The sequence below is a fragment of the Halomonas sp. KO116 genome (assembly GCF_000734975.2).
Lineage (GTDB): Bacteria > Pseudomonadota > Gammaproteobacteria > Pseudomonadales > Halomonadaceae > Vreelandella > Vreelandella glaciei.
Genome location: NZ_CP011054.1, coordinates 72,232 through 90,150 on the forward strand (window position 1 = coordinate 72,232; position 17,919 = coordinate 90,150).

28 protein-coding genes are annotated in these 17,919 nt (G+C 50.2%); 25 read left to right on the plus strand and 3 right to left on the minus strand.

Annotated elements, in window-relative coordinates:
• Positions 1-115: 115 nt before the first annotated feature.
• The 8 genes from KO116_RS23300 (at position 116) to KO116_RS23335 (ending at position 3,989) form a co-directional block, all read left to right on the plus strand.
• A complete protein-coding gene (locus tag KO116_RS23300; RefSeq protein ID WP_144408663.1) occupies positions 116-493 on the plus strand; it encodes a hypothetical protein in 378 nt (125 codons plus the stop codon).
• Positions 494-1,241: 748 nt separating this feature from the next.
• Positions 1,242-1,856, plus strand: coding sequence for a hypothetical protein (locus KO116_RS23305; RefSeq protein WP_035565481.1), 615 nt, complete (start codon positions 1,242-1,244; stop codon positions 1,854-1,856).
• 79 nt (positions 1,857-1,935) lie between these two features.
• On the plus strand, positions 1,936-2,427 hold the full coding sequence (locus tag KO116_RS23310; RefSeq protein ID WP_035565478.1) for a hypothetical protein: 492 nt from the start codon (positions 1,936-1,938) through the stop codon (positions 2,425-2,427).
• Complete coding sequence (locus KO116_RS23315; RefSeq protein ID WP_035565475.1) at positions 2,427-2,672, plus strand: hypothetical protein; 246 nt, start codon at positions 2,427-2,429, stop codon at positions 2,670-2,672. Before KO116_RS23310 ends, KO116_RS23315 begins: the two co-directional genes overlap by 1 nt.
• 16 nt (positions 2,673-2,688) lie before the next feature.
• Positions 2,689-2,919: a hypothetical protein gene (locus KO116_RS23320; RefSeq protein WP_035565473.1), complete on the plus strand. Its 231-nt coding sequence runs from the start codon at positions 2,689-2,691 to the stop codon at positions 2,917-2,919.
• Between the two features lie 93 nt (positions 2,920-3,012).
• The gene (locus KO116_RS23325; protein WP_035565470.1) at positions 3,013-3,336 is read left to right on the plus strand and encodes a hypothetical protein; all 324 of its coding nucleotides are present in this window, start codon (positions 3,013-3,015) and stop codon (positions 3,334-3,336) included.
• A 14-nt stretch (positions 3,337-3,350) separates the two neighbouring features.
• Positions 3,351-3,659: a hypothetical protein gene (locus tag KO116_RS23330; RefSeq protein ID WP_035565467.1), complete on the plus strand. Its 309-nt coding sequence runs from the start codon at positions 3,351-3,353 to the stop codon at positions 3,657-3,659.
• Positions 3,660-3,668: 9 nt separating this feature from the next.
• Complete coding sequence (locus KO116_RS23335) at positions 3,669-3,989, plus strand: hypothetical protein (RefSeq protein ID WP_035565465.1); 321 nt, start codon at positions 3,669-3,671, stop codon at positions 3,987-3,989.
• 97 nt (positions 3,990-4,086) lie between these two features.
• On the opposite strand, the gene grpE is transcribed toward KO116_RS23335, so the two are convergent.
• Positions 4,087-5,160: a nucleotide exchange factor GrpE gene (gene grpE / locus KO116_RS24385; RefSeq protein ID WP_052703879.1), complete on the minus strand. Its 1,074-nt coding sequence runs from the start codon at positions 5,158-5,160 to the stop codon at positions 4,087-4,089.
• 384 nt (positions 5,161-5,544) lie between these two features.
• Here grpE and KO116_RS23345 point away from each other — a divergent pair, with 384 nt between their 5' ends.
• The 12 genes from KO116_RS23345 to KO116_RS23400 all read left to right on the plus strand — a co-directional run bounded on the left by KO116_RS23345 (position 5,545) and on the right by KO116_RS23400 (position 12,345).
• Entirely contained in the window at positions 5,545-5,802 is a 258-nt protein-coding gene (locus KO116_RS23345) for a hypothetical protein (protein ID WP_035565463.1), read from the plus strand.
• A 35-nt stretch (positions 5,803-5,837) separates the two neighbouring features.
• The gene (locus KO116_RS23350) at positions 5,838-6,230 is read left to right on the plus strand and encodes a hypothetical protein (RefSeq protein ID WP_035565461.1); all 393 of its coding nucleotides are present in this window, start codon (positions 5,838-5,840) and stop codon (positions 6,228-6,230) included.
• Between the two features lie 13 nt (positions 6,231-6,243).
• On the plus strand, positions 6,244-6,693 hold the full coding sequence (locus KO116_RS23355) for a hypothetical protein (RefSeq protein ID WP_052703880.1): 450 nt from the start codon (positions 6,244-6,246) through the stop codon (positions 6,691-6,693).
• A gap of 44 nt (positions 6,694-6,737) precedes the next feature.
• Positions 6,738-6,968, plus strand: a complete 231-nt coding sequence (locus tag KO116_RS23360) for a hypothetical protein (RefSeq protein WP_035565459.1) — start codon at positions 6,738-6,740, stop codon at positions 6,966-6,968.
• An 84-nt stretch (positions 6,969-7,052) separates the two neighbouring features.
• Complete coding sequence (locus KO116_RS23365; RefSeq protein WP_035565457.1) at positions 7,053-7,922, plus strand: hypothetical protein; 870 nt, start codon at positions 7,053-7,055, stop codon at positions 7,920-7,922.
• Between the two features lie 108 nt (positions 7,923-8,030).
• Positions 8,031-8,708 (plus strand): hypothetical protein, encoded by a 678-nt coding sequence (locus tag KO116_RS23370; protein ID WP_035565455.1) that lies wholly within the window; start codon positions 8,031-8,033, stop codon positions 8,706-8,708.
• A gap of 277 nt (positions 8,709-8,985) precedes the next feature.
• Positions 8,986-9,198 carry a hypothetical protein gene (locus KO116_RS23375; protein WP_035565452.1) on the plus strand — a complete coding sequence of 71 codons (213 nt, stop codon included), beginning with the start codon at positions 8,986-8,988 and terminating at the stop codon, positions 9,196-9,198.
• The gene (locus tag KO116_RS23380) at positions 9,195-9,413 is read left to right on the plus strand and encodes a hypothetical protein (RefSeq protein WP_035565450.1); all 219 of its coding nucleotides are present in this window, start codon (positions 9,195-9,197) and stop codon (positions 9,411-9,413) included. Before KO116_RS23375 ends, KO116_RS23380 begins: the two co-directional genes overlap by 4 nt.
• 362 nt (positions 9,414-9,775) lie before the next feature.
• On the plus strand, positions 9,776-10,660 hold the full coding sequence (locus KO116_RS23385; RefSeq protein WP_035565448.1) for a hypothetical protein: 885 nt from the start codon (positions 9,776-9,778) through the stop codon (positions 10,658-10,660).
• Positions 10,661-10,760: 100 nt separating this feature from the next.
• Positions 10,761-11,204: a hypothetical protein gene (locus tag KO116_RS23390; protein ID WP_035565446.1), complete on the plus strand. Its 444-nt coding sequence runs from the start codon at positions 10,761-10,763 to the stop codon at positions 11,202-11,204.
• A 134-nt stretch (positions 11,205-11,338) separates the two neighbouring features.
• On the plus strand, positions 11,339-11,902 hold the full coding sequence (locus KO116_RS23395) for a JAB domain-containing protein (protein WP_082072727.1): 564 nt from the start codon (positions 11,339-11,341) through the stop codon (positions 11,900-11,902).
• A 92-nt stretch (positions 11,903-11,994) separates the two neighbouring features.
• On the plus strand, positions 11,995-12,345 hold the full coding sequence (locus KO116_RS23400) for a hypothetical protein (protein ID WP_035565444.1): 351 nt from the start codon (positions 11,995-11,997) through the stop codon (positions 12,343-12,345).
• Positions 12,346-12,415: 70 nt separating this feature from the next.
• Here the strand turns inward: KO116_RS23400 and KO116_RS25250 are convergent.
• A protein-coding gene (locus KO116_RS25250; protein WP_094584660.1) for an IS3 family transposase occupies positions 12,416-13,773 on the minus strand; the annotation gives its coding sequence in 2 pieces (ribosomal slippage) (positions 12,416-13,293 and positions 13,293-13,773; 1,359 coding nt in all).
• Between the two features lie 76 nt (positions 13,774-13,849).
• Positions 13,850-14,164 (minus strand): hypothetical protein, encoded by a 315-nt coding sequence (locus KO116_RS23415; protein ID WP_144408664.1) that lies wholly within the window; start codon positions 14,162-14,164, stop codon positions 13,850-13,852.
• Between the two features lie 183 nt (positions 14,165-14,347).
• Between KO116_RS23415 and KO116_RS23420 the strand changes: the two genes are divergently transcribed.
• The 5 genes from KO116_RS23420 to KO116_RS23440 all read left to right on the plus strand — a co-directional run bounded on the left by KO116_RS23420 (position 14,348) and on the right by KO116_RS23440 (position 17,878).
• Entirely contained in the window at positions 14,348-14,710 is a 363-nt protein-coding gene (locus tag KO116_RS23420; RefSeq protein ID WP_035565436.1) for a hypothetical protein, read from the plus strand.
• A gap of 97 nt (positions 14,711-14,807) precedes the next feature.
• Entirely contained in the window at positions 14,808-15,101 is a 294-nt protein-coding gene (locus KO116_RS23425; protein WP_035565434.1) for a hypothetical protein, read from the plus strand.
• A 96-nt stretch (positions 15,102-15,197) separates the two neighbouring features.
• The gene (locus tag KO116_RS23430; RefSeq protein WP_035565432.1) at positions 15,198-15,614 is read left to right on the plus strand and encodes a hypothetical protein; all 417 of its coding nucleotides are present in this window, start codon (positions 15,198-15,200) and stop codon (positions 15,612-15,614) included.
• Positions 15,615-15,623: 9 nt separating this feature from the next.
• Positions 15,624-16,193 (plus strand): hypothetical protein, encoded by a 570-nt coding sequence (locus tag KO116_RS23435; protein ID WP_035565430.1) that lies wholly within the window; start codon positions 15,624-15,626, stop codon positions 16,191-16,193.
• A gap of 464 nt (positions 16,194-16,657) precedes the next feature.
• Positions 16,658-17,878: a DUF7146 domain-containing protein gene (locus KO116_RS23440; protein WP_052703881.1), complete on the plus strand. Its 1,221-nt coding sequence runs from the start codon at positions 16,658-16,660 to the stop codon at positions 17,876-17,878.
• Positions 17,879-17,919: the final 41 nt, after the last annotated feature.

Genomic DNA, 17,919 nt, shown 5'->3' on the forward strand with positions numbered 1-17,919 from the left:
TTCTCATATTTCTATTGCTAAGCATGAGCGTGGCTTGCGATGGCGAGGGCGACATAGATGCATATCCGCAATAATTAGAATATTTGCTTCTATATCAATCAAAATGGAGTGTGTTGTGCTAAAAAAAGTAACATGGATGGGTGCTGCGTGCCTTATTATTTCTTTTGCTAGCGTGATGGCGTTCGGCACAAGTGGTGCAAACGCCTCAGACGCGCACGATGAATGGAAGTCACTAGACAAGCAGAGTGCCGATAATGTGATCAGCGTTCCTAGCGATTGGAAAGCTCCAAACATATTAGACGGCCGTAACCGCCCGAATGCGCTTGACGGTAGCAATCGCATCAACGCGCTGGATGGCAGTAACCGTATTAACGCACTTGACGGTAGCAATCGCATCAACGCGCTGGATGGCAGTAACCGTATTAACGCACTTGACGGAAGCAATCGTATCAACGCGCTAGACGGTAGAAACCGGGTGAGCGCCTTTGATTAACGAATTGTTTAAATATCTCTGGCGCTTCTATACGCGCCAGCAATAACCTTACATTCATGGCTCAAGCCATGAGCAGACCATGCAAAATTGTCATCAGTTATTTCGTTGTTAACAGTTATGATTGGTCTACTGAATCAGGTTTATATGAGAACGTAAGTATTGAGGCTCAAATACAATGTCATTTTCAAGAAAAGACGGTGGGGATGTACCGATAGACGACGTTATCTCCTCAATTCTCGCATCACCTGCAACAAGCGAATGGCTGCGTCAATCGCTTACGCAAGCTTTGACTCGTGATTGCGTGGATGCGGCAAATGACGCCGAGTTACTAAGTGATCTATTGATACGAAAGTGTTCTTCGATAACAAATTCGATCGCTTTACTGGATTAATGGTTAAGGGCAGTTTTTATTCTGCTGATCCGCTTGGGAACGTTAGATAAATGAAAAAACTAAATAGGCGAGCCATTCTGGTATGACAGCCATGGGTTAGCCGAACAGCTTGAAAAAGGCTTTGAGTTTTGCCATTAATGCCCTTGTGTACCTCTACACCAACGTGAACAAGATTGATCACATGGGCTGGCAACGCGCTACGACCGTGTTATATTTGGTTTTCTATCGCTCTTTAGCGATCTGACGTGGTAGCACTGGCCACGCAAAATTAACCAGTATTCTCCCCAACTCGCCTATCGGGCATTTCTCCCGATAGCGGGTGAAATGTCCTTGGCGTCTCTCTGTTAAGGACTTCTCATGACCGATATAAACCTGGACCTGCATACTGACTCTGACCTTATCCTTCTCGCGGAAGGAACCCGTCTGCGCAGTAAAGTTGAAATCACTGATGGTGATGAACACGGGCAGGATCGAATCACGCCTCCTGGCGCTATTTGGCGAACTGTCGGCACCTTTGGTACTGATGGTGACTATGAGATTGTCTGCGATGAAAATGGTGCTTGGGTGTATACCTTGGCGTCTAATCTTCGTGACAACTTTGAAATCCTACCCGATCTGTTTCACCAGCAAATTGGCCTTGCGGTTTCCCACCTTGGGCCTGACAGCGCAACGAGCGCCATGCTGCATGCACTTCATTGTTTAGCCAATGAGCAACATCCCACCGTGCCGACGGCTATCACCACACCCGCGCCTGTTGTCGAGTCTATTGATACCCGGACAGCGCGAGCAAAGGATGTGATTGCACTCTACGGCTTAATGACTGGCAGTGACGTAGACGTGCAGACTTCGTTATCTGATTTGCTATGTGACTTAATGCATGCCGCAGTCATTGATGATGATGATTTTTTGCATGCATTGGAGTCAGCAACCGATAACTTCCTCGCTGAGTCGAGTGAGTTAGCCGTAAGCTAAACTCCTGCGAACTTTTACTTAACCCTTTGGGGCACTTATCCCCATTGGGGTAGTGCCCCGCTTTTTTTGGAGCACTACCATGAACCTATCTATGCCCACCTTCGCCACCAACGGCTATGTAGTCGATCTCATTACCTTTGATGGTATTCCGATCACCTTGGCCATCAACAATGTGGTGACGTGTACACGCGATATGTCGGAGAACAAAGACCGTAACCTTACCGTTGAGGAGTTTGTTGATCACCCGCGCAATCAACACCGGCAAATTGCGGTGCTGGATGATGCCGCGTACGACACGTACCTGGCCTCGTACCACCAAAAGGCTTATTTTGATAAGCCACCTGAGTTGATTACCAAAGCGTGTTTCATAAAGTACCTGGAGGTAATGCCAGCGTTACGGCAAGGTACGAAACTGGGAATGACTTACTTTCTGGTGGCTGAACCCTTAACAGGCTCCATTGTGAGGATGTGCGCGCAGTACAATGGCGTCTATCTCACTAAGTGGGTTGATTACTTGGCGCCGGATACCTGGCTCACGCCTCATGCCTTTCGCCAAGTGGAGGTGAGCTAATGGAACGTCGCTTAAACATTACCTATCGCATCCACCCGGTAAGTGGTGGCGATGTACCTGATGATCATAAAGAGGATCTTGAGGTACTTGCGCTTGATCAAATCAGTAGCATGCTGGAGCAGGGCTACCGTGAAGGTGAGCTATTTAGCAATCTTCGTATTACCACGGGCGCGATACCTTATGAAATTTCAGAGGTGTATAAAGGCCATTGGCAATGCGAGTTTGTTGGCTTTGACGGCAATTAACAAAGGGAGTTGTTTGATGCAGTTATCAACCGCGGTTGAAGGGATGCGCGAATTTCAAAATTTGAATGACGCGTTGGATCACCAGATTGATCAAGGTGGCTGGGTGTATGCGCTTGATGGCAATGCCCGTACCTTTTGGTTTCCTGAAACTGTGTCGGCGTACCGCATTATGCTCTATTCCCCAGCGCTGTACCTGGCTGGCCGTTTGATTGCCGATCCGGCACGCACGATTACCGCTGTCGCCTAGCGCCAGCTTCTAACTACCCGGTTAACCGGGTTCACCCTTGCGGGCACTTATCCCCGCTAGGGGGTAGTGCTCGTTTTTTATGGAGCACTACCTATGACCTCTCGTTTCTCTTTTACGGCTCGCGTAACCCAAAAGCTCAATCACGCCATGGCGTTGTCGGCACTTGATGACGGCTTTGGTGCGGATGCAATCTGGGAGGAGCTTAAAAAAGATGTGTACGACGAAGCCTATGCCGTTGGCAGATCTTCTTCGACCGTCTTTTGCAGCGCCCCCGTGTGTGTTGAAGGCACCCCGCTGGCTTCTACCTACCGCTCCGGGTTTAAAGATGCGTGCATTCAACGTCGCCTAGTGCGTCGTGAAAATGCAGCATTGCTTGCTTCCCCCATGATGGCCACCACGTTCGCCGTGGCGTCGTAATGGGAGACGCGACCATGACCTTCTTTATCCTGCTAAACGGTAAAATGGTTGAAGTCAGTGGCCAGTCTTTCATGGCCGATATTGCCGGTGAACATCGTTTGTTTGCGACCTACGATCTTAATGGTCGTAAGTGGTTAGCAGACGTGGCCACCGGTATTACGCTGACCTCCATGACCCCAAACGTTCATGCGCGCTTTTCAATGCGTAGAGCGTCTGGGAAAGGCTTTGCTCGCCGGTTGCTGACGAAAGTTCTCCATGAGAAAGGTGAGCGGCAAACGCTGGCTCTTTTGAGTGACCAACCCGTGATTAATCCTGATCATTAAGGAGTCAGCATGAAAGCCGCTAGAAAGCCGTATAACGCGCATACGCTTGGGTGTAATGCCCAGGCAGTGCTAAAGGCATTTTACGCTGTACCAGCGTCACAGCGCCCTACAGGGCTCGATATCCACCAGGGTATAGAGTTCTTTGTAAGCGAAACTGACAATGGCTTGTGTCGGCGGGTCAGTAGCATGAGCTACGTCCCTATGAGTAATGCCGAGGAGGCGCAAATGTTTGAGAACCTTTGCGCTGGCGCGGTAGAGCTTTATACCTTGATGCCCACTGGCAAAGTGCTTCTGCATGCTGCCACGGGCCGACCGCTACCCATTGAGTAGCATCTAACTTCCTACCAGCCGCTTCCTACCCAGGGGAGCGGCTTTTTTTGTGCCATGAAATGGGTAGACAAGACACGCAGCAAGTGGATAGAGCCAATTACCCGCTAACCCGTACCAGGGCAGGGCGAAGCAAGCGATCCGCATGGGTATAGCCTTCCTGCAATACATCGGTAACGATATTTTTTGCACGGCCCGTATCGTGACTAACCGCTACTGCTTCGTGCTGGTGAGGGTTAAATTTATGCCCCAGAGCGGGAATTGGAACAACACCGTGCTTGGCAAGCGCCTTGCGCTGCAGATCCAGAATCATGGTGACACCTTCCCGATGGGCTTGATCGCCAGGGGCGCACATATTCTCTAGTGCTTTTTCCAGGCTATCTATGGAGGGTAGCAAGTCCTCGATGACCTTTAAGGCACCTTGCGCGTTCCAGGAGGCTTCGGATGAAGTGGCAGATTCCTCAACGGTATCTATCAGATTAGCGTTTTGGGTTTTTAGGTGAGATACGTTCAGTTGTAAGTTTTCTATAAGGAGTTCTAGTTCCTCAATACGCTTAACGGCGGCTATTTCATCGTCGCTAGGTGCGTGCTGATCGTCATCCTTTATGTTGACGGCAAAATATAGATGCCCGCGTTCTTTATCGTTTATTTGATACCCACCCATATCTTTTATCCGTATACGATTACCGTGTGATAACTGATCTGGGCGTACTATAATGTTAGGTCTTCCGTTAAAGCTTCCACCTATTGGTATCTTCCCGCCAATCTTTGCTTGAAAGGGAGTGATCCATAGTGGTTTGACAATATCTTTCCCTTCAATTAATACCCCACTTTCTTTACTTATGTTGAAGCTGGCGCAAAGTAGCCCATACGAGTTCGTCTCCGGGGAATAATGACCGTGTTCTTTGTAGTAAAGTGTCATGCCTCTGTTGTCGATGTGAGGAGGTGGCGTCGTCAATGTGGCCGTGTGGCTTATATTTTCGATCTGCGTATCGAGACAGACTTTACAGTGTTTGATCCCACTGGAGGATTTTCTAAAACTACTACAAACACGACATTCAATATTGCGAAGGTAACTAACCTTAATGCCTTCATCTGGGCCGTTATTAACAATAGTGTCCAACGTTACATCGACGGTAACCGCAATGTCGTAGATACTTTTACCTTTCTTCATTTATATATTCCGAATTTCCCGAGAGCTTAAAATAATTATGCCACGGTATGTTTGAGTCGCAAATTAATCCCTTGGATTTGATCCTTTATAGAAGGCAGGTAAACGGTGGCCATTGGAGAAGAAGGTATTTTTCGATAAGGGCATTGGTCAACGTAGTCAAAAGCGGTTTTGTGGTGACCTGACCAACGCCTATGAAACGCCGGGGGCTGGCATTGGGCTATTAGCGTGGTATATTCAAATTTCTATCGTTGCTTAACGATCTGACGTGGTAGCGCTGGCCACGCAAAATTAACCAGCATTTTTCCTCTCTGCTTACGCAGTTCCTACCCTACGGGCCACTTACCCGTATGGGGAGTGTCCCGTTATTTCTTGGAGACATTCCCAATGACCCACATTACCCGCGTCTCTCTGCGACGCGCTAGCAACTCATGCCCGACCATGGTGCTGACTTTCCACCCTAAGGCGACCATGCCTGTTCGGTTGGAAGATCACGCGTCGCGCCTGGGTATAACTGCTGAGCAACTTGTCCATCGCTTTATCAGCGAGGGTATGCGCCAGCACGTCTCGGATAACGCTACACCTGGCGAACTTGGCACTTCCCTTGAGGAAATGTTTGTTCGCAACGGTGTCCTCGCCGCGTAACCGAACACATCACTGACCCTCTGGGTGGAATAAATATGGCCAATAGCCCTTTATCCGCCCTTGTGGGCGGTGTGCTGCTTGTTTGGTGGCCAGAAGACGAAAATCCGAACCTTCCTGGTCCGAAATACCGTCCTGGCTATGTCCTCGACATTGATATGTCTGCCAAGAAAGTGCTGCTCGCTTATGGCACTACACAGCGGCTAGACGTTCAAGCCGCAGGCGAAATGGTGGTAACTCACGATGAAATGCCCACCTTGAAACAGGACACCAAGTTTTGTTTCAGGCGCACTAAGTGGATTCCGCTTTCCCCTGCATTCCTATCTAAAAGCCAATCCGGCGTTGACGTTATCTACGTTGGCCCGGTGCCCCTGGCTCGCGCTGACGATCTGCTTAACGCCATGCAAGAGGCGCGGCTGATCACTCCCTAATGTGGAGTTTCCTATGTTGCATATGAACTATGTTGTTCAGCTGCCCCCACAAGACTCTGGGTTGCAGCTAGGGATCGCTCGATTTCACAACTTACATATCGACGCTAAACGCCAGGATCACTCACGGCTTTTTCGTCGCAATGCAGTGTGTATTGTGAATCCCGAAAACGGTGCCTGGATCATCCGCTATGCCATGGGCAGTGGGGGTGTGAAGGGCGTTTGTAAGGATAGTGTTGGGCTGGATTACGATGGAGTGGATGCCTTAGGTATTCGCTTCAATCAACCCGCTCAGCTCGTTATCCGTCGTGCTCGTCGCCGGGAGGTTATCCGCTGGCTAGCGACCTACCCGGATCTTCCCGTACGTCTGGGCATCCAGCTTGGCCTCTTAGGAGCTGTACTAGGGCTGTTAGGGGCTGGGCTTGGCATCATGGGCCTTGCGATAGGTCTGATCTCATTGCTGTAGACCCCTTCTGGGGATACCGCTTCAAACGCCTTTGGAGGCACATTATGACTACCAAACCGGATAATCCTTCACAGCCGGTGAAGACCGCCACACTTCCCGAGCATTATTGGGACGATATCATCTACATTCTGAACGAAGGGTTGGCCGATATGGCTAATTTCTCTCCCAAAGAATCAGATGGTTATACCCCCGAAGAAATTGCTAAGCGGGAACGGATAATTCAGCACGATGCCTTTGATGCCTTAGTGCGTTCTTTAGAGCAACAAAACGCTTAATTCTCGCGCTAGTCGCGTTTCTCCCCCCCAGGCGGGCCTATTCCCGCTAGGGGGTAGGTCTGCCTGTATTTCATGAGGTGGACCATGATTGAAATTGATCGTTACTTCAAACATCGCTTAGCGAAGCTGGGTTATGACGATGATATGGACGTACGTTACAGCCTTAGCTACAGCCAGGGCGACGGTATGGCTTTCTACGGAAAGATTGATACCCATGCGCCTTTGATTGAGCGGTTTAAGGCTCACTTGGAGAGTGGTCAAGCCACCGTCTACAAGCGACTAAAGACACGGCGATCTATCGAGTCTCTGAACCGCTACATCGAGATACTTGTTGAGTGGAGTACGGCGGTTGTCGTTATTTCCCCGACAGGCAATGGCCGTTACCACGGTCCCAATAGTATGAACGTTGAGACTGAGGCGCTTCTTGGGGAGGAGTTGATTGATCTGGCCGAAGATGACAACTACGACGTTGGCGATCGGCCTGCTGTGATTAGCTCTATAACCCAAGGTGAGCCGTTATGGGATAGCTACCTTGAGTGGCTTAGAGAGGACGGTTCGGCCATTTCACATGCGTTAGAACGTGAGGGGTACAACATCCTTGATGCGATGGTTTCAGAACCTAGAGTCGTATGGGAAAAGACCACACCGCAGTATTCAGTGGTGGTTGAACTCCAGGGTGATGAAGATGCCCTTGATTCATGGGATTCGGAAATCGCTATCGACACGTTGTGTGAATTTGCCGCTGAAAAAGGGGCCTGCTATTGGCTCAATGCCAAGGTAGAGTGCCTTGAAACCGGCGTACAGCTTGCACAAACGACGTTAGGCGGTATTCATACTACTAAGTCCTTACAGGATGCTAATGGTCGTGATAACGGCTATCTGGCGGATTTGGTGTATGAGGCCATTAAAGACGCAAAGGCTAAGGTATGTCAGCACAGCGCGATAGCTGCGTAGTGTAGCGCGAATGCTACTGATTTTATTGCTGCCGCAACTTGCAGCACCACACCATCAGCGTACATAGCCCGTAAGGGTTATGTGCGCTGTTTTATTAGGATGATAGCTATGATGAATCCATCGGAAGTCATTGAGGTGCCTGCCCAGCTATGGGAGCCCTTAACGGAGATCAATTCCTGCTCTATCGCAGCGATGACAAAAGAAAAGATCGTGCCGGTGAAGGCAAAGCACTACCAAGGCCGTTTTTATACTGCTTTTGGAACCGCATACGGTCCCTTTGGGGCCCGTTTCGCCTGCTATATTTCCGCCTATGAGCTTACCCCGGCTGAGCGATACCAGGGGGAAACCTATGAGACCTACTATGACGAAGAAGCCATTGCATCTGGAGCTCGCAGTCGTGGTGATCACCTTGGTCTGGTGGTGAAAGTTCAGGGTAAGAAGTGGGTCTGCTCAAAAGCTGTGCGCCTAGAGAAAGGATTGCCATCTTCGATCCCGGTTTCTCTAACCGAGGCCAAAAAGTGGTTGGAAGAATCCTATGGACGCTATGTGATTGACTATCCAATTAAGCAGGGGCATTGGGCTGCCTATGAAGGCAATCCGGTACGCTGTTATCACCAGAACGGATCGGAAGTCCATGACATGCTCTATCGGGACGAAGCGGGTGGTGTTCTAAGCATGCGTCTTTGTAAGTCGCTGGCGCTGGACACCCAGGCGACATTGGTTGGCAATGAATTGCCGGTCAATGTGGTCGTGTCGAACCACAACCAACTGGGTATGCTTTTTTAAAGTGAACTTTGGTCTGCTACAGATAGCCACTTCCTCGGAGGTGGTTTTTTTTTATTTTGCCCGTATAGGGAGCTGCCAGGGCTGGCGCCGTGAAGCTGCACTATGTATATTAAGCCCATTCTCACTCTTTAGTGAGCAATCGTGGTAGCACTGGCCACGCAAAATTAACCAGTATTCTTTCTTACTACGTCTGCCTGCAGATGTTTTCTATCTTCCCTATGCGGGCAATCTCCCGTACAGGGTGGTTGTTCGCCGGGACTAACCCGGAGTAATAACCATGACTGACCCCACCGTTCAAACGAAGCCCTCTGTACCATCAGCGCTTATCGCTAAATACCAAGCACTCCATGACGGTCTATCAGAAATGATTGAGTCTGGACGTTTGCGCGAAAAGCATATTCCTGATGATTACCAATGGCTCGTAGCGTCCTTGGAGGAAGCGGCCGCTTTGGATGCTAAGGCTGTGACCATAAACGGGCGCCATGCATGAAAATGAAGACAATAGTGATGCGTGCTATGCTGGATGTAGTTGATAGATCATCTTCTACGATGGCAGCAGCTTGTTTGGTAGCAGCCCTGTTAGGCACCATTATCAAGCCAGATAAGATAGTGACAGCCTATATAGGAGCGTTTACCTTCTTTGTTGTTGCTTTCATCGCCAGTACACTGAAAGCTATGCTAGATGCGTCGGAGAAAAAATCATGAGCAGCACAGCACAGTTCTTTATCGGTGTTTCACCGATCCTTGTGATCATGATCGGAACGCTCTGCGCGGGTGGTTATATGGTGTTTCGTAGAATGAAGCATCATAACGACTAACTCACTGAGCTAATTCGTCACTGATCTGCTACACCCTTTGCCTCGCGGGCATTTATCCTGTGAGGGAATCCCTCTCTGGTATGCCCGCATAGGCCTAAAAAACGCCTGTGTGAGCATTTGCTTGCTTGTCGCGCCAATCGAACCGTCCAGCTCACTTAAACGCTGGCGCCTACCCTCGCACCCATACTGTTCCCATCGCCCTTAACGGCGTTGTAACAGCCTGTGCGTGCCTTAAAAAGGATCTTTCCTATGTTTGCTAACTCTATCTGCAGCTATCCCGACCGTGGCCACTACGGTAACAGCCGTTATCGCGGCAATTGCTCTGGCCATATCATTAAAGACTTCGTTGAGACTTACCGCACACGCCAGGACGGCCTTTTGGTTGATCCCAGTGTTGGTGGTGGTACATCGAAGGACGTAGCGACCGAAATGGGCGTGCGTTTTTTCGGTACCGATTTACACCAAGGCTTCAACCTTTTGCGTGACGATCTACTGACTGCGGCAGGTGAAGAAGCGAACCTTTGCTTCTGGCATCCGCCTTACTGGTCAATGATTAATTATTCTGGCAACCAGTGGGGCGAGCCCAATAAATGGGATATGTCACGCATGGAGCTTGAGGAATTTATCGAGGCCCTGCAGCTCTCGTTGTTGAATATCCACGACGCCTGCGAAGAAGGTGGCCACTATGGAATTCTGATGGGCAACCTTAGAAAAGCTGGTTCTTATTACAACCTTTCTAGCCTAGTCGAGCGCGTTTCACCCGGAAGGCTGGTCGATGAAATCATTAAGACACAGCACAACTGCGTGAGTGATCAACGCAAGTATAACGGCCGTCTGGTCAGAATTGCCCATGAAAAGCTTTTAGTATTTAAACGTAAAAAAGCGACTTCACTAGCGTTTCTTGCGGTCATAAACCAGCGTGCCAACAACATGCTGAACATCACTTGGAAAGCCGCGGTTCGACGGGTTCTCCAACGTGGCTCCACCATGAGTCTTGCGGAAATCTACCAAATGATGGGCCCCTTTGCAGCGATGCGAGGCAACCAACATTGGCAGGCAAAGGTACGTCAATGCCTGCAGGATGAACGCTACTTCCACCGGGTCGAAACCGGGGTTTATACCCTCGCGGCATAAGCCTTACTCAAAACCCTTTCTATCGGCGTATATCGCGCCTTAATGCTCAATTTCACCCGAGAGGGTGGTGTTGTGCTTATTCCTGCATTGGAGAAAAACCATGACGACGACCAAACTATTAGTGGAAGTGACCCAAGTATGCACCTATGAGCGTGTTATCGAAGTCGAACACTATAAAGCCGTAGATCTTGCACACCATGAATCCGATGAAGAAATTGGTATGCTCTTCAATGGATGGCCCCCCAAAGCCACTGTATGGGAAGGCGCACTGGTTAGCGAAGTTGCGGACAGTGTTCCAGTAACGCTAATGCCTCAACCTGAACGTGCAAAGTCTGCACTACAACTGGCCCTTGACGCGCTAGAACTGGCTTCAACGGATGGTGCTGAACTTGATCGCGATTATTATCTTGAGGCGCACCAAAGCTTAAAGGAATTGGTAGCTAATATTTCCAATGGCTATCACACGATGAACTACGAAGAACGTCCGCCCATGGGCGACGACTATAACGAGCTGCTTGAACAACTTGGTTTGTATGGGAGTTAGGAAAGCCGCTATCCGTTCGACACACTGCGATTAGCCACCCTGGTTGATCGTATCTATTGGTTTTACTACACGTCCCGAGAGCGCCCCATTTGGGGCGTTTTCTCGGTATACGTGTATCTATTTGGAATCCCACTATGACCACTCAACACACATTAGCCTTTGAGCTAGAACCTGAGCTTTGTTACGACCAGCTAGGTAGCACTGAGCTCGTTAGCTTGACCGTTGGTGAAGCACCAGGAACGTATCGCGTTGACCGGGATGTAACGTGTGAAGAACTGGTGCATCTAGCTCGTCTAGCGGTACAAACCAAGCTGATTAAAGGGATGAAATTTGAGAGACCCTTTCAATCGGTTGAGTATTTGCAAGGCTACCTGTTGGGGATGGAGCATGAGCTTTTCGGTGTGCTTTGCTTGGATACGCAGCACCGCTTGATAAGCAATGACGTGCTTTTCCGAGGAACGATCAATTCAGCTTCGGTTTACGCTCGTGAAGTCATAAAGCATGTGCTAAAGCACAATGCTGCTGCAGTGGTGTTCTATCACAACCACCCAAGCGGTGATTGCACAGTCAGTGATGGCGACAGGCGCATAACCAAGCAGCTCCAAGAAGCGTTGGGGTTAGTCGATATTCGCGTGTTGGATCACATCATCGTATCTCACGAAGACACTACCTCAATGGCCAACAAAGGCTATATCTAAGGTAATTCCATCCACCTAACGATGGCTTTTGCCATGTATTGAGCCTGATGCCCGCGAGGGGATTAGGCTCGCTATCCTACTGGAGAAACGTTATGCAAATCTCGATGACGACCTTGCAAAGCATGCAATCACTCGATCTCTGTGCCGCTGATCCAGCGGATCATGTGTTGCGGGTCTGTTTCACAGAGGCAGGGCAGAACTGGTGCTATGAGCTACCTGATACACCCCCCGGTGGGCTATCAAGCATGCGACTAAGCCAGTTTTTGCAGGAGTTTGAATATGCGATGAATAAGCGCCAACAACCGTCTTCATCGTTTTATATCGATCTGCGCGAGCGTAAGGTACACGTTACCTGGCTTAATGCACACGCAGAGGCTTTAGAGCGGGAAGCGCGTATGTCGCGTTTGTTTGCCAGCCGCATTAGTGGTGGGCAGGCAGCTTAATCAAGACGTACGCTTATGATGTAAAAACCCCGCCTAGTGAACTGACCCCATAAACTTGGACAGTGAACAACTAAGCGGCCAAGGCCTGATTCCGGTACTGCACCGGACTCAGGCCTTTTAGTTTGGTCTTAATACGCTCGTGGTTATAGTAATGGATATAGTGTCGGATGCCCGCCTGTAACTGCTCAATAGTGGCGAACCGATTCAGGTAGAAATATTCAGACTTCAGCGTTCCAAAGAAGCTCTCCATCGCGGCATTATCCAGGCAATTTCCCTTGCGTGACATGCTCTGGATCACCCCATGCTCGGCGAGCTTGCGCCGGTAGGCAGGCATCTGATATTGCCAACCTTGGTCGGAATGCAGCAGCGGCGCGTCTTGGTCGGTCAGCTTGGCCAAGGCTTTGTTCAGCATCTCCCCTACCAGCGAGAACTGTGGTCGTTTCTGCATGGTGTAAGACACAATTTCCCCGTTATAGAGGTCCATCACGGGCGACAGGTACAGCTTCTCGCCTCGGACATTGAACTCCGTGACGTCGGTGACCCACCGTTGGTTGGGGCGTTCAGCCTGAAACTGACGGGCAAGAAGGTTGGGAACACTGGCCTGCTGGCCACGATAGGAGCGGTATTTCTTCGGGCGTACCAACGACTTCAGCCCAAGGTGCTGCATGAGGCGTTGGACTGTCTTGTGGTTGACCTGCTCTCCCGCCTGGCGCAACGCTGCTGTGATGCGGCGATAGCCGTAGCGCCCTTTGTGACGCTCGTAGAGGGCATGAATTCGACGCTTCAGACCCGCATGCCGATCATCCAGCTGCTGAACACTTACCTGATAATAGAAGGTGCTACGCGACAGTTCGGCGACTTTTAGCAGCACCGGCAAAGGGTGGCCTTGCTTCAGTTCAAGGACTACTCGCGCTTTTTCTGCGCGGCTTGCTCTTTGGACTGACGCAAGGCCCTCAATTTTTTTAGGTAGGCCACCTCAGCACGCAAGTATTCGTTCTCTTGGAGCAGCTGCTCCAGCGAGCTCTTTTCAGTCACTGGAAGTGGGGGCTTGGGGGGCTCTGCTGTGGGCATCTTCGTCGGGCGACCTCGGGCTTTAGGCTCCAGCGCCTGGAAGCCTCCTTCATGATACTGACTTTCCCACCGCCGTACGACCCCCACTCCACCTCGGATATCGAACAGGGCAATCGCTTGTCGGGCTGAGAGCTCCTCTTGTCTCATCCGTTGCAACACCGACAATTTGAACTCAGCGCTGTAGCGGCTGGACTTCTTCTGCAGGCCGCTCAGGCCATGCTGTTCATAGCTTTTCACCCAACGCCTGACGGTGGCATGGTCAAGACCGTACTGCTTGGCCAGCCTCCTATAACCCTCTTGTCCTTCTGTGTAGCGCTGTACGACTAATAGCTTGAACGCTTCCTTATACTTCGCCATGAAAAACACCCCAATCGCTGGATGAGTGTCCAACTTTTGGGGTGCAGTTCATAGTGCGGGGTTTTTTTTGGCTTGGCTATGGCGAGGAAACGCGGTCGTTGTTGCCCTGGGACTGTCGTATTCGTTGATCAAATTCGATATGCCACCGTGTGGGGTAATCGCTCAATACGGAGGCTAGTGCCATTACTACCAAGCCGAAGGGCATGCCTATGGCTGTGAGTAATAACAGCCATAGCGGTAATGGTTGAAACCAGGAATGGAAAGCCAATGGCATCAGCCCGGTCACGACCCCAAGAAGACCGATGGGCATTAGTTGCTGGCGCACGCGTCTGCGCCACTCCATGCGGCGTTGAGCGAGCGAGGGTAGATCAGGTAATGGCTTATCCGACATAGCAATGTTTCTCTCGATGTATATACCAATCATACGTGATTTCGGTATATTAGGCGTTCTATCGCTCTTTAGCGATCTGACGTGGTAGCACTGGCCACGCAAAATTAACCAGTATTTTTCTAACCCTTGTGGGCTCCATGCCCTTAAGGGTAAGCGAGCCTACTTCTACGCTAGGTTTCCGCTATGACAATCTGCCCCACCAAGACAGAGCTTTCCCAACTGGTAACAGCCTACGGCTGGCTACCCGCAAGCCCTTTCGACCTTCGACATACCGGCATCCTTGCTACCAAGGATTACGATACGGCCGTAGGTCCCAAAACGGCATCCCTTTGGTTATCTCCCGCTGGCGCTGGGCAGTTTCGATTAGCCGGTAACTATTGTAGTGAAGGGCGCAATGTCCTCTCTACGGTTTCAGGCTATTGCTGGGAAAGTAGTTCTCATCATGACCTACAAGCCACCTTGGAAAAGGTGTTATCCCAGATTGATCAGAATGTTGATCAGTCCTACGCCCGTCGTTTGTTGCTAGGCCGTTCCGCCACCTCTTGAGGTACGGCTGACTAGCTATCACGCAATATCACTACGGATGGTTCATGGCCCTTCGGCTGTGCAATCACCTATTTCTATGAGCCTAAAGGAGCTTTACATGGAAACTTCAATGGTCAGGTTTGAATTTACACTCAAGCCGCATACCGATAACTTTGATATCGACGATATCGTTCAAGAGGTGGACTACCACGTTACAGACCCCTTGATAGAATCGACCGAGATTATTAAAGCAGAGGGACGCACCATCACGGTGAGCGCCACATTGCATCACACCGTCGATGAGGACCGGCTGCAGGAACTTGCCGCTGATCTTGATTATGGCTTTGTGTGCCCTAAGACCGGAATTGTGTTTGATACTGAACTTACCGATGCCTATGGTAAGCCGTTCTAACGCAGCTGCGACGTTGTTCTAACCTACCTTTTACTACCCGCTTGGCGGTATTTCCCCAAGCCGGGGAGATACCGTCTTCACGTATGGAGATGGATCATGAGACCTAGTTTAAAAGCGAGCTTTAAGCGGCGACAAGCAACCATGGATGCATGCTGGGAACGTCACTCAGGCAATCCCATTGGTGTTCAGCTGAAAACGACAACCGATCTATATGCGGTTATCCTCCCGGATGCAACTGAGCCAGGTCATTACCGGGCGCAGTTTTTCGATGAAAAAGGCTTTAGCGGACACAGTACGTACGCAACGCCGGAACAGGTTCTAAAAGACCTTATCTCTACCGGCTATGTGCTGACGGCCAAGAACGCCCTTGAAACCCTTAGTACGCAAGAGAGCTGGCGCCTGGGTGTCCAGGCACAGGAATACCGTGACCTGTTTCACTACGGGAAGCTTACGTTCAGCGAAATGCTAACCGCCATAGATGCCCTTTACTCAACTGCCCAACAAGCAGCGTAGGAGAGGTCTATGAAAGATACATCGCGGTTCGAGCGTGCAAGAGGAATGGTAATCGACCTGCTGGATAGTACGTATGACATTGATTGTGCGTACCTAGCGGTGGTGCCCGAATTCTATGCAGAAGGTGACGTATTTATCGAGCTTCTGGGTGAGATCACCCTTACCGGGCTCAAAAGCTTGCTCCTTCGTAATAGTGAAATCGATGACGAAACCGAAGGTATGGCCGAGCGTCTACGAAAACGGCTTAAAAGCCGTGATATGGAGGTGCTAAACCTTCTGTCATCTTTCGTGGATGATCCAGATATTGACGTGCGCTTTAATATCGTAGAGTTGGGCGGAACACCTGATGGCACAATTGGTACCAAGATTGCTGCCGACGTTGAACGCATAAAGCAGGAAGTCATTAACCTACTGCGCTTTGAAGATGATCCACTGGGCAAAGCAGGGTATGACATAAATATCGCAGCTATGGCCATGTGCCGTATCTGTGACTATGCCACACCAGCATTACATGACTTGCAGTACACTATTAGTGACCTCGTTACCCAAGGGCTTAGCAATAAAGCCCAGGCAGCGTAGCCACTGAAACCATAACGCCACTCAATGAGTGGCGTTATTCTTTACACAGCAAAGGGTAGATAGTTAGGTATATACATTATACCGATATCATATTGCATAACTGTATATGAAATAAACTTGCGCGCTGCACCATAGAAGCCTAACGCTTTACATGCCTGTGGGATCATGCGAATCTATGGGTGTTCTCTATCCGTTGATAGAGCTTCGAAGGTAGCGCTGGCCTTGCTAAATAACCAGCATTCTTCTTTTGCGGTTTACCCCGCTATTCCCACGCTTTTTTTCTATACGCAATCGTCCTAACGATCTGCGTCTTTTGGCGTTTTCGTCATATACCCACCTTGGCAGGGAACCGATCCCCTGTTAGGGGCGCGTTCTCTTTGCCGTGGGGTTATGGGGCTTCTCTTAACCTTGGCACGGCCTGGGTTAAGGGAAGTCCCATACCCTTAACTTCATGGAGAACCGTAATGCTCAAAGATAACGAATACTTTGAATCTGATGCAGTAAAAGAAGCAGTGCGCGGTCGTTGGCCGTTAGCCCTGGGTTCATTACTCCCCGAGGGCTTTCAAACAGCACTGCAAAAACCCGGCAAGCAAATGCCTTGTCCCTTTAACGGCGGTAAAACGCGGTTTCGTTTCTTCCGTGATACGCTCAACGAGCGTGGAAGCGCTATCTGCAACTGCTGTGGCGCATTCTCTGATGGCTTTGAAGTCCTGATGTGGGCTAATAAATGGGATTTCCGCACAGCCTTAGAGGCGGTAGGTGAATCTCTCCAAGTGCAACCTAAAACCCGGCTAACCGGAACGCCAGCTAAGCCACGTAGTAATGTGGTGGTGCCTGAAATTCCCCGCTGGGCAAAAAACCTCCAAGAACGCATGGCTAAAGTTCGCACGGTATCTCCCGAGCGGGCTCGTTCTAAAATCCTTTCGGCTTGGAATGAAGGTTTAGCGCTAACAGCGCCAGAAGCAGCTCCGTTTCTTCGCTACCTGATGAAAGACCGTGGCATTCGACTGCGCGTTAGCAGCAAGTTGTTTGATACTGAACACTTGCGCTTTCACCCAGCACTGCCTTACTACGAGGAGACGATCCAAGAAGTAGATGGGGTCGAAACCTCGAAGTGGTCTTGCCTTGGCGATTACCCGGCATTTATGGGCGCTTTGCGTAATGCTGATGGGGAGCTGGTCACAGTTCACCGCACGTACTTGACGCCAGAAGGGCGCAAGGCACCTGTTGAGTCGGCTCGTAAGATGATGGCTGCGCCTTCCGATATGGAGGTGAATGGCTGCTCTATCAAGCTAGGCGATCCAGTAGGTGGCGTGCTGGGCCTGTGTGAAGGCAAAGAGACTGGCTGGGCTGCCATGTCTGCTACAGGCATCGGTGTTCATAGCCTGGTTAACACGTCTCTGATGGCTGGGTACCAAGTACCATTGGTGCTTAAAGATCAGGTTCATACGTTCATTATTTGGCAGGATAAAGATGTATCAAAAGCGGGCGAGGAGGCCGCTAACACGCTGAAAGATCGTCTGGAGGTAGAAGGATTCAAAGTGTTTGTCTTTGAGCCCCCAATGCCCATACCAGAGGGTGAAAAAAGCGTAGACTGGAATGACGTACTGAAAACGCAAGGGGTGCTGGGTTTCCCAGACTTGCGATTTCTACGCAGATCCGCACCGGTTAGGCGGCAAGCCTAACCGTTAACACCACACCTCCCGGCGCTTGCGCTCGGGAGGTT

Excerpts from the sequence above, each read along its gene's own strand:
- KO116_RS23305 (WP_035565481.1), top strand. The coding sequence starts at position 1,242 with ATGACCGATATAAACCTGGACCTGCATACTGACTCTGACCTTATCCTT.
- KO116_RS23310 (WP_035565478.1), top strand. The coding sequence starts at position 1,936 with ATGAACCTATCTATGCCCACCTTCGCCACCAACGGCTATGTAGTCGAT.
- KO116_RS23315 (WP_035565475.1), top strand. The coding sequence starts at position 2,427 with ATGGAACGTCGCTTAAACATTACCTATCGCATCCACCCGGTAAGTGGT.
- KO116_RS23320 (WP_035565473.1), top strand. The coding sequence starts at position 2,689 with ATGCAGTTATCAACCGCGGTTGAAGGGATGCGCGAATTTCAAAATTTG.
- KO116_RS23325 (WP_035565470.1), top strand. The coding sequence starts at position 3,013 with ATGACCTCTCGTTTCTCTTTTACGGCTCGCGTAACCCAAAAGCTCAAT.
- KO116_RS23330 (WP_035565467.1), top strand. The coding sequence starts at position 3,351 with ATGACCTTCTTTATCCTGCTAAACGGTAAAATGGTTGAAGTCAGTGGC.
- KO116_RS23335 (WP_035565465.1), top strand. The coding sequence starts at position 3,669 with ATGAAAGCCGCTAGAAAGCCGTATAACGCGCATACGCTTGGGTGTAAT.
- grpE (WP_052703879.1), bottom strand. The coding sequence starts at position 5,160 with ATGAAGAAAGGTAAAAGTATCTACGACATTGCGGTTACCGTCGATGTA.
- KO116_RS23345 (WP_035565463.1), top strand. The coding sequence starts at position 5,545 with ATGACCCACATTACCCGCGTCTCTCTGCGACGCGCTAGCAACTCATGC.
- KO116_RS23350 (WP_035565461.1), top strand. The coding sequence starts at position 5,838 with ATGGCCAATAGCCCTTTATCCGCCCTTGTGGGCGGTGTGCTGCTTGTT.
- KO116_RS23355 (WP_052703880.1), top strand. The coding sequence starts at position 6,244 with ATGTTGCATATGAACTATGTTGTTCAGCTGCCCCCACAAGACTCTGGG.
- KO116_RS23360 (WP_035565459.1), top strand. The coding sequence starts at position 6,738 with ATGACTACCAAACCGGATAATCCTTCACAGCCGGTGAAGACCGCCACA.
- KO116_RS23365 (WP_035565457.1), top strand. The coding sequence starts at position 7,053 with ATGATTGAAATTGATCGTTACTTCAAACATCGCTTAGCGAAGCTGGGT.
- KO116_RS23370 (WP_035565455.1), top strand. The coding sequence starts at position 8,031 with ATGATGAATCCATCGGAAGTCATTGAGGTGCCTGCCCAGCTATGGGAG.
- KO116_RS23375 (WP_035565452.1), top strand. The coding sequence starts at position 8,986 with ATGACTGACCCCACCGTTCAAACGAAGCCCTCTGTACCATCAGCGCTT.
- KO116_RS23380 (WP_035565450.1), top strand. The coding sequence starts at position 9,195 with ATGAAAATGAAGACAATAGTGATGCGTGCTATGCTGGATGTAGTTGAT.
- KO116_RS23385 (WP_035565448.1), top strand. The coding sequence starts at position 9,776 with ATGTTTGCTAACTCTATCTGCAGCTATCCCGACCGTGGCCACTACGGT.
- KO116_RS23390 (WP_035565446.1), top strand. The coding sequence starts at position 10,761 with ATGACGACGACCAAACTATTAGTGGAAGTGACCCAAGTATGCACCTAT.
- KO116_RS23395 (WP_082072727.1), top strand. The coding sequence starts at position 11,339 with ATGACCACTCAACACACATTAGCCTTTGAGCTAGAACCTGAGCTTTGT.
- KO116_RS23400 (WP_035565444.1), top strand. The coding sequence starts at position 11,995 with ATGCAAATCTCGATGACGACCTTGCAAAGCATGCAATCACTCGATCTC.
- KO116_RS23415 (WP_144408664.1), bottom strand. The coding sequence starts at position 14,164 with ATGTCGGATAAGCCATTACCTGATCTACCCTCGCTCGCTCAACGCCGC.
- KO116_RS23420 (WP_035565436.1), top strand. The coding sequence starts at position 14,348 with ATGACAATCTGCCCCACCAAGACAGAGCTTTCCCAACTGGTAACAGCC.
- KO116_RS23425 (WP_035565434.1), top strand. The coding sequence starts at position 14,808 with ATGGAAACTTCAATGGTCAGGTTTGAATTTACACTCAAGCCGCATACC.
- KO116_RS23430 (WP_035565432.1), top strand. The coding sequence starts at position 15,198 with ATGAGACCTAGTTTAAAAGCGAGCTTTAAGCGGCGACAAGCAACCATG.
- KO116_RS23435 (WP_035565430.1), top strand. The coding sequence starts at position 15,624 with ATGAAAGATACATCGCGGTTCGAGCGTGCAAGAGGAATGGTAATCGAC.
- KO116_RS23440 (WP_052703881.1), top strand. The coding sequence starts at position 16,658 with ATGCTCAAAGATAACGAATACTTTGAATCTGATGCAGTAAAAGAAGCA.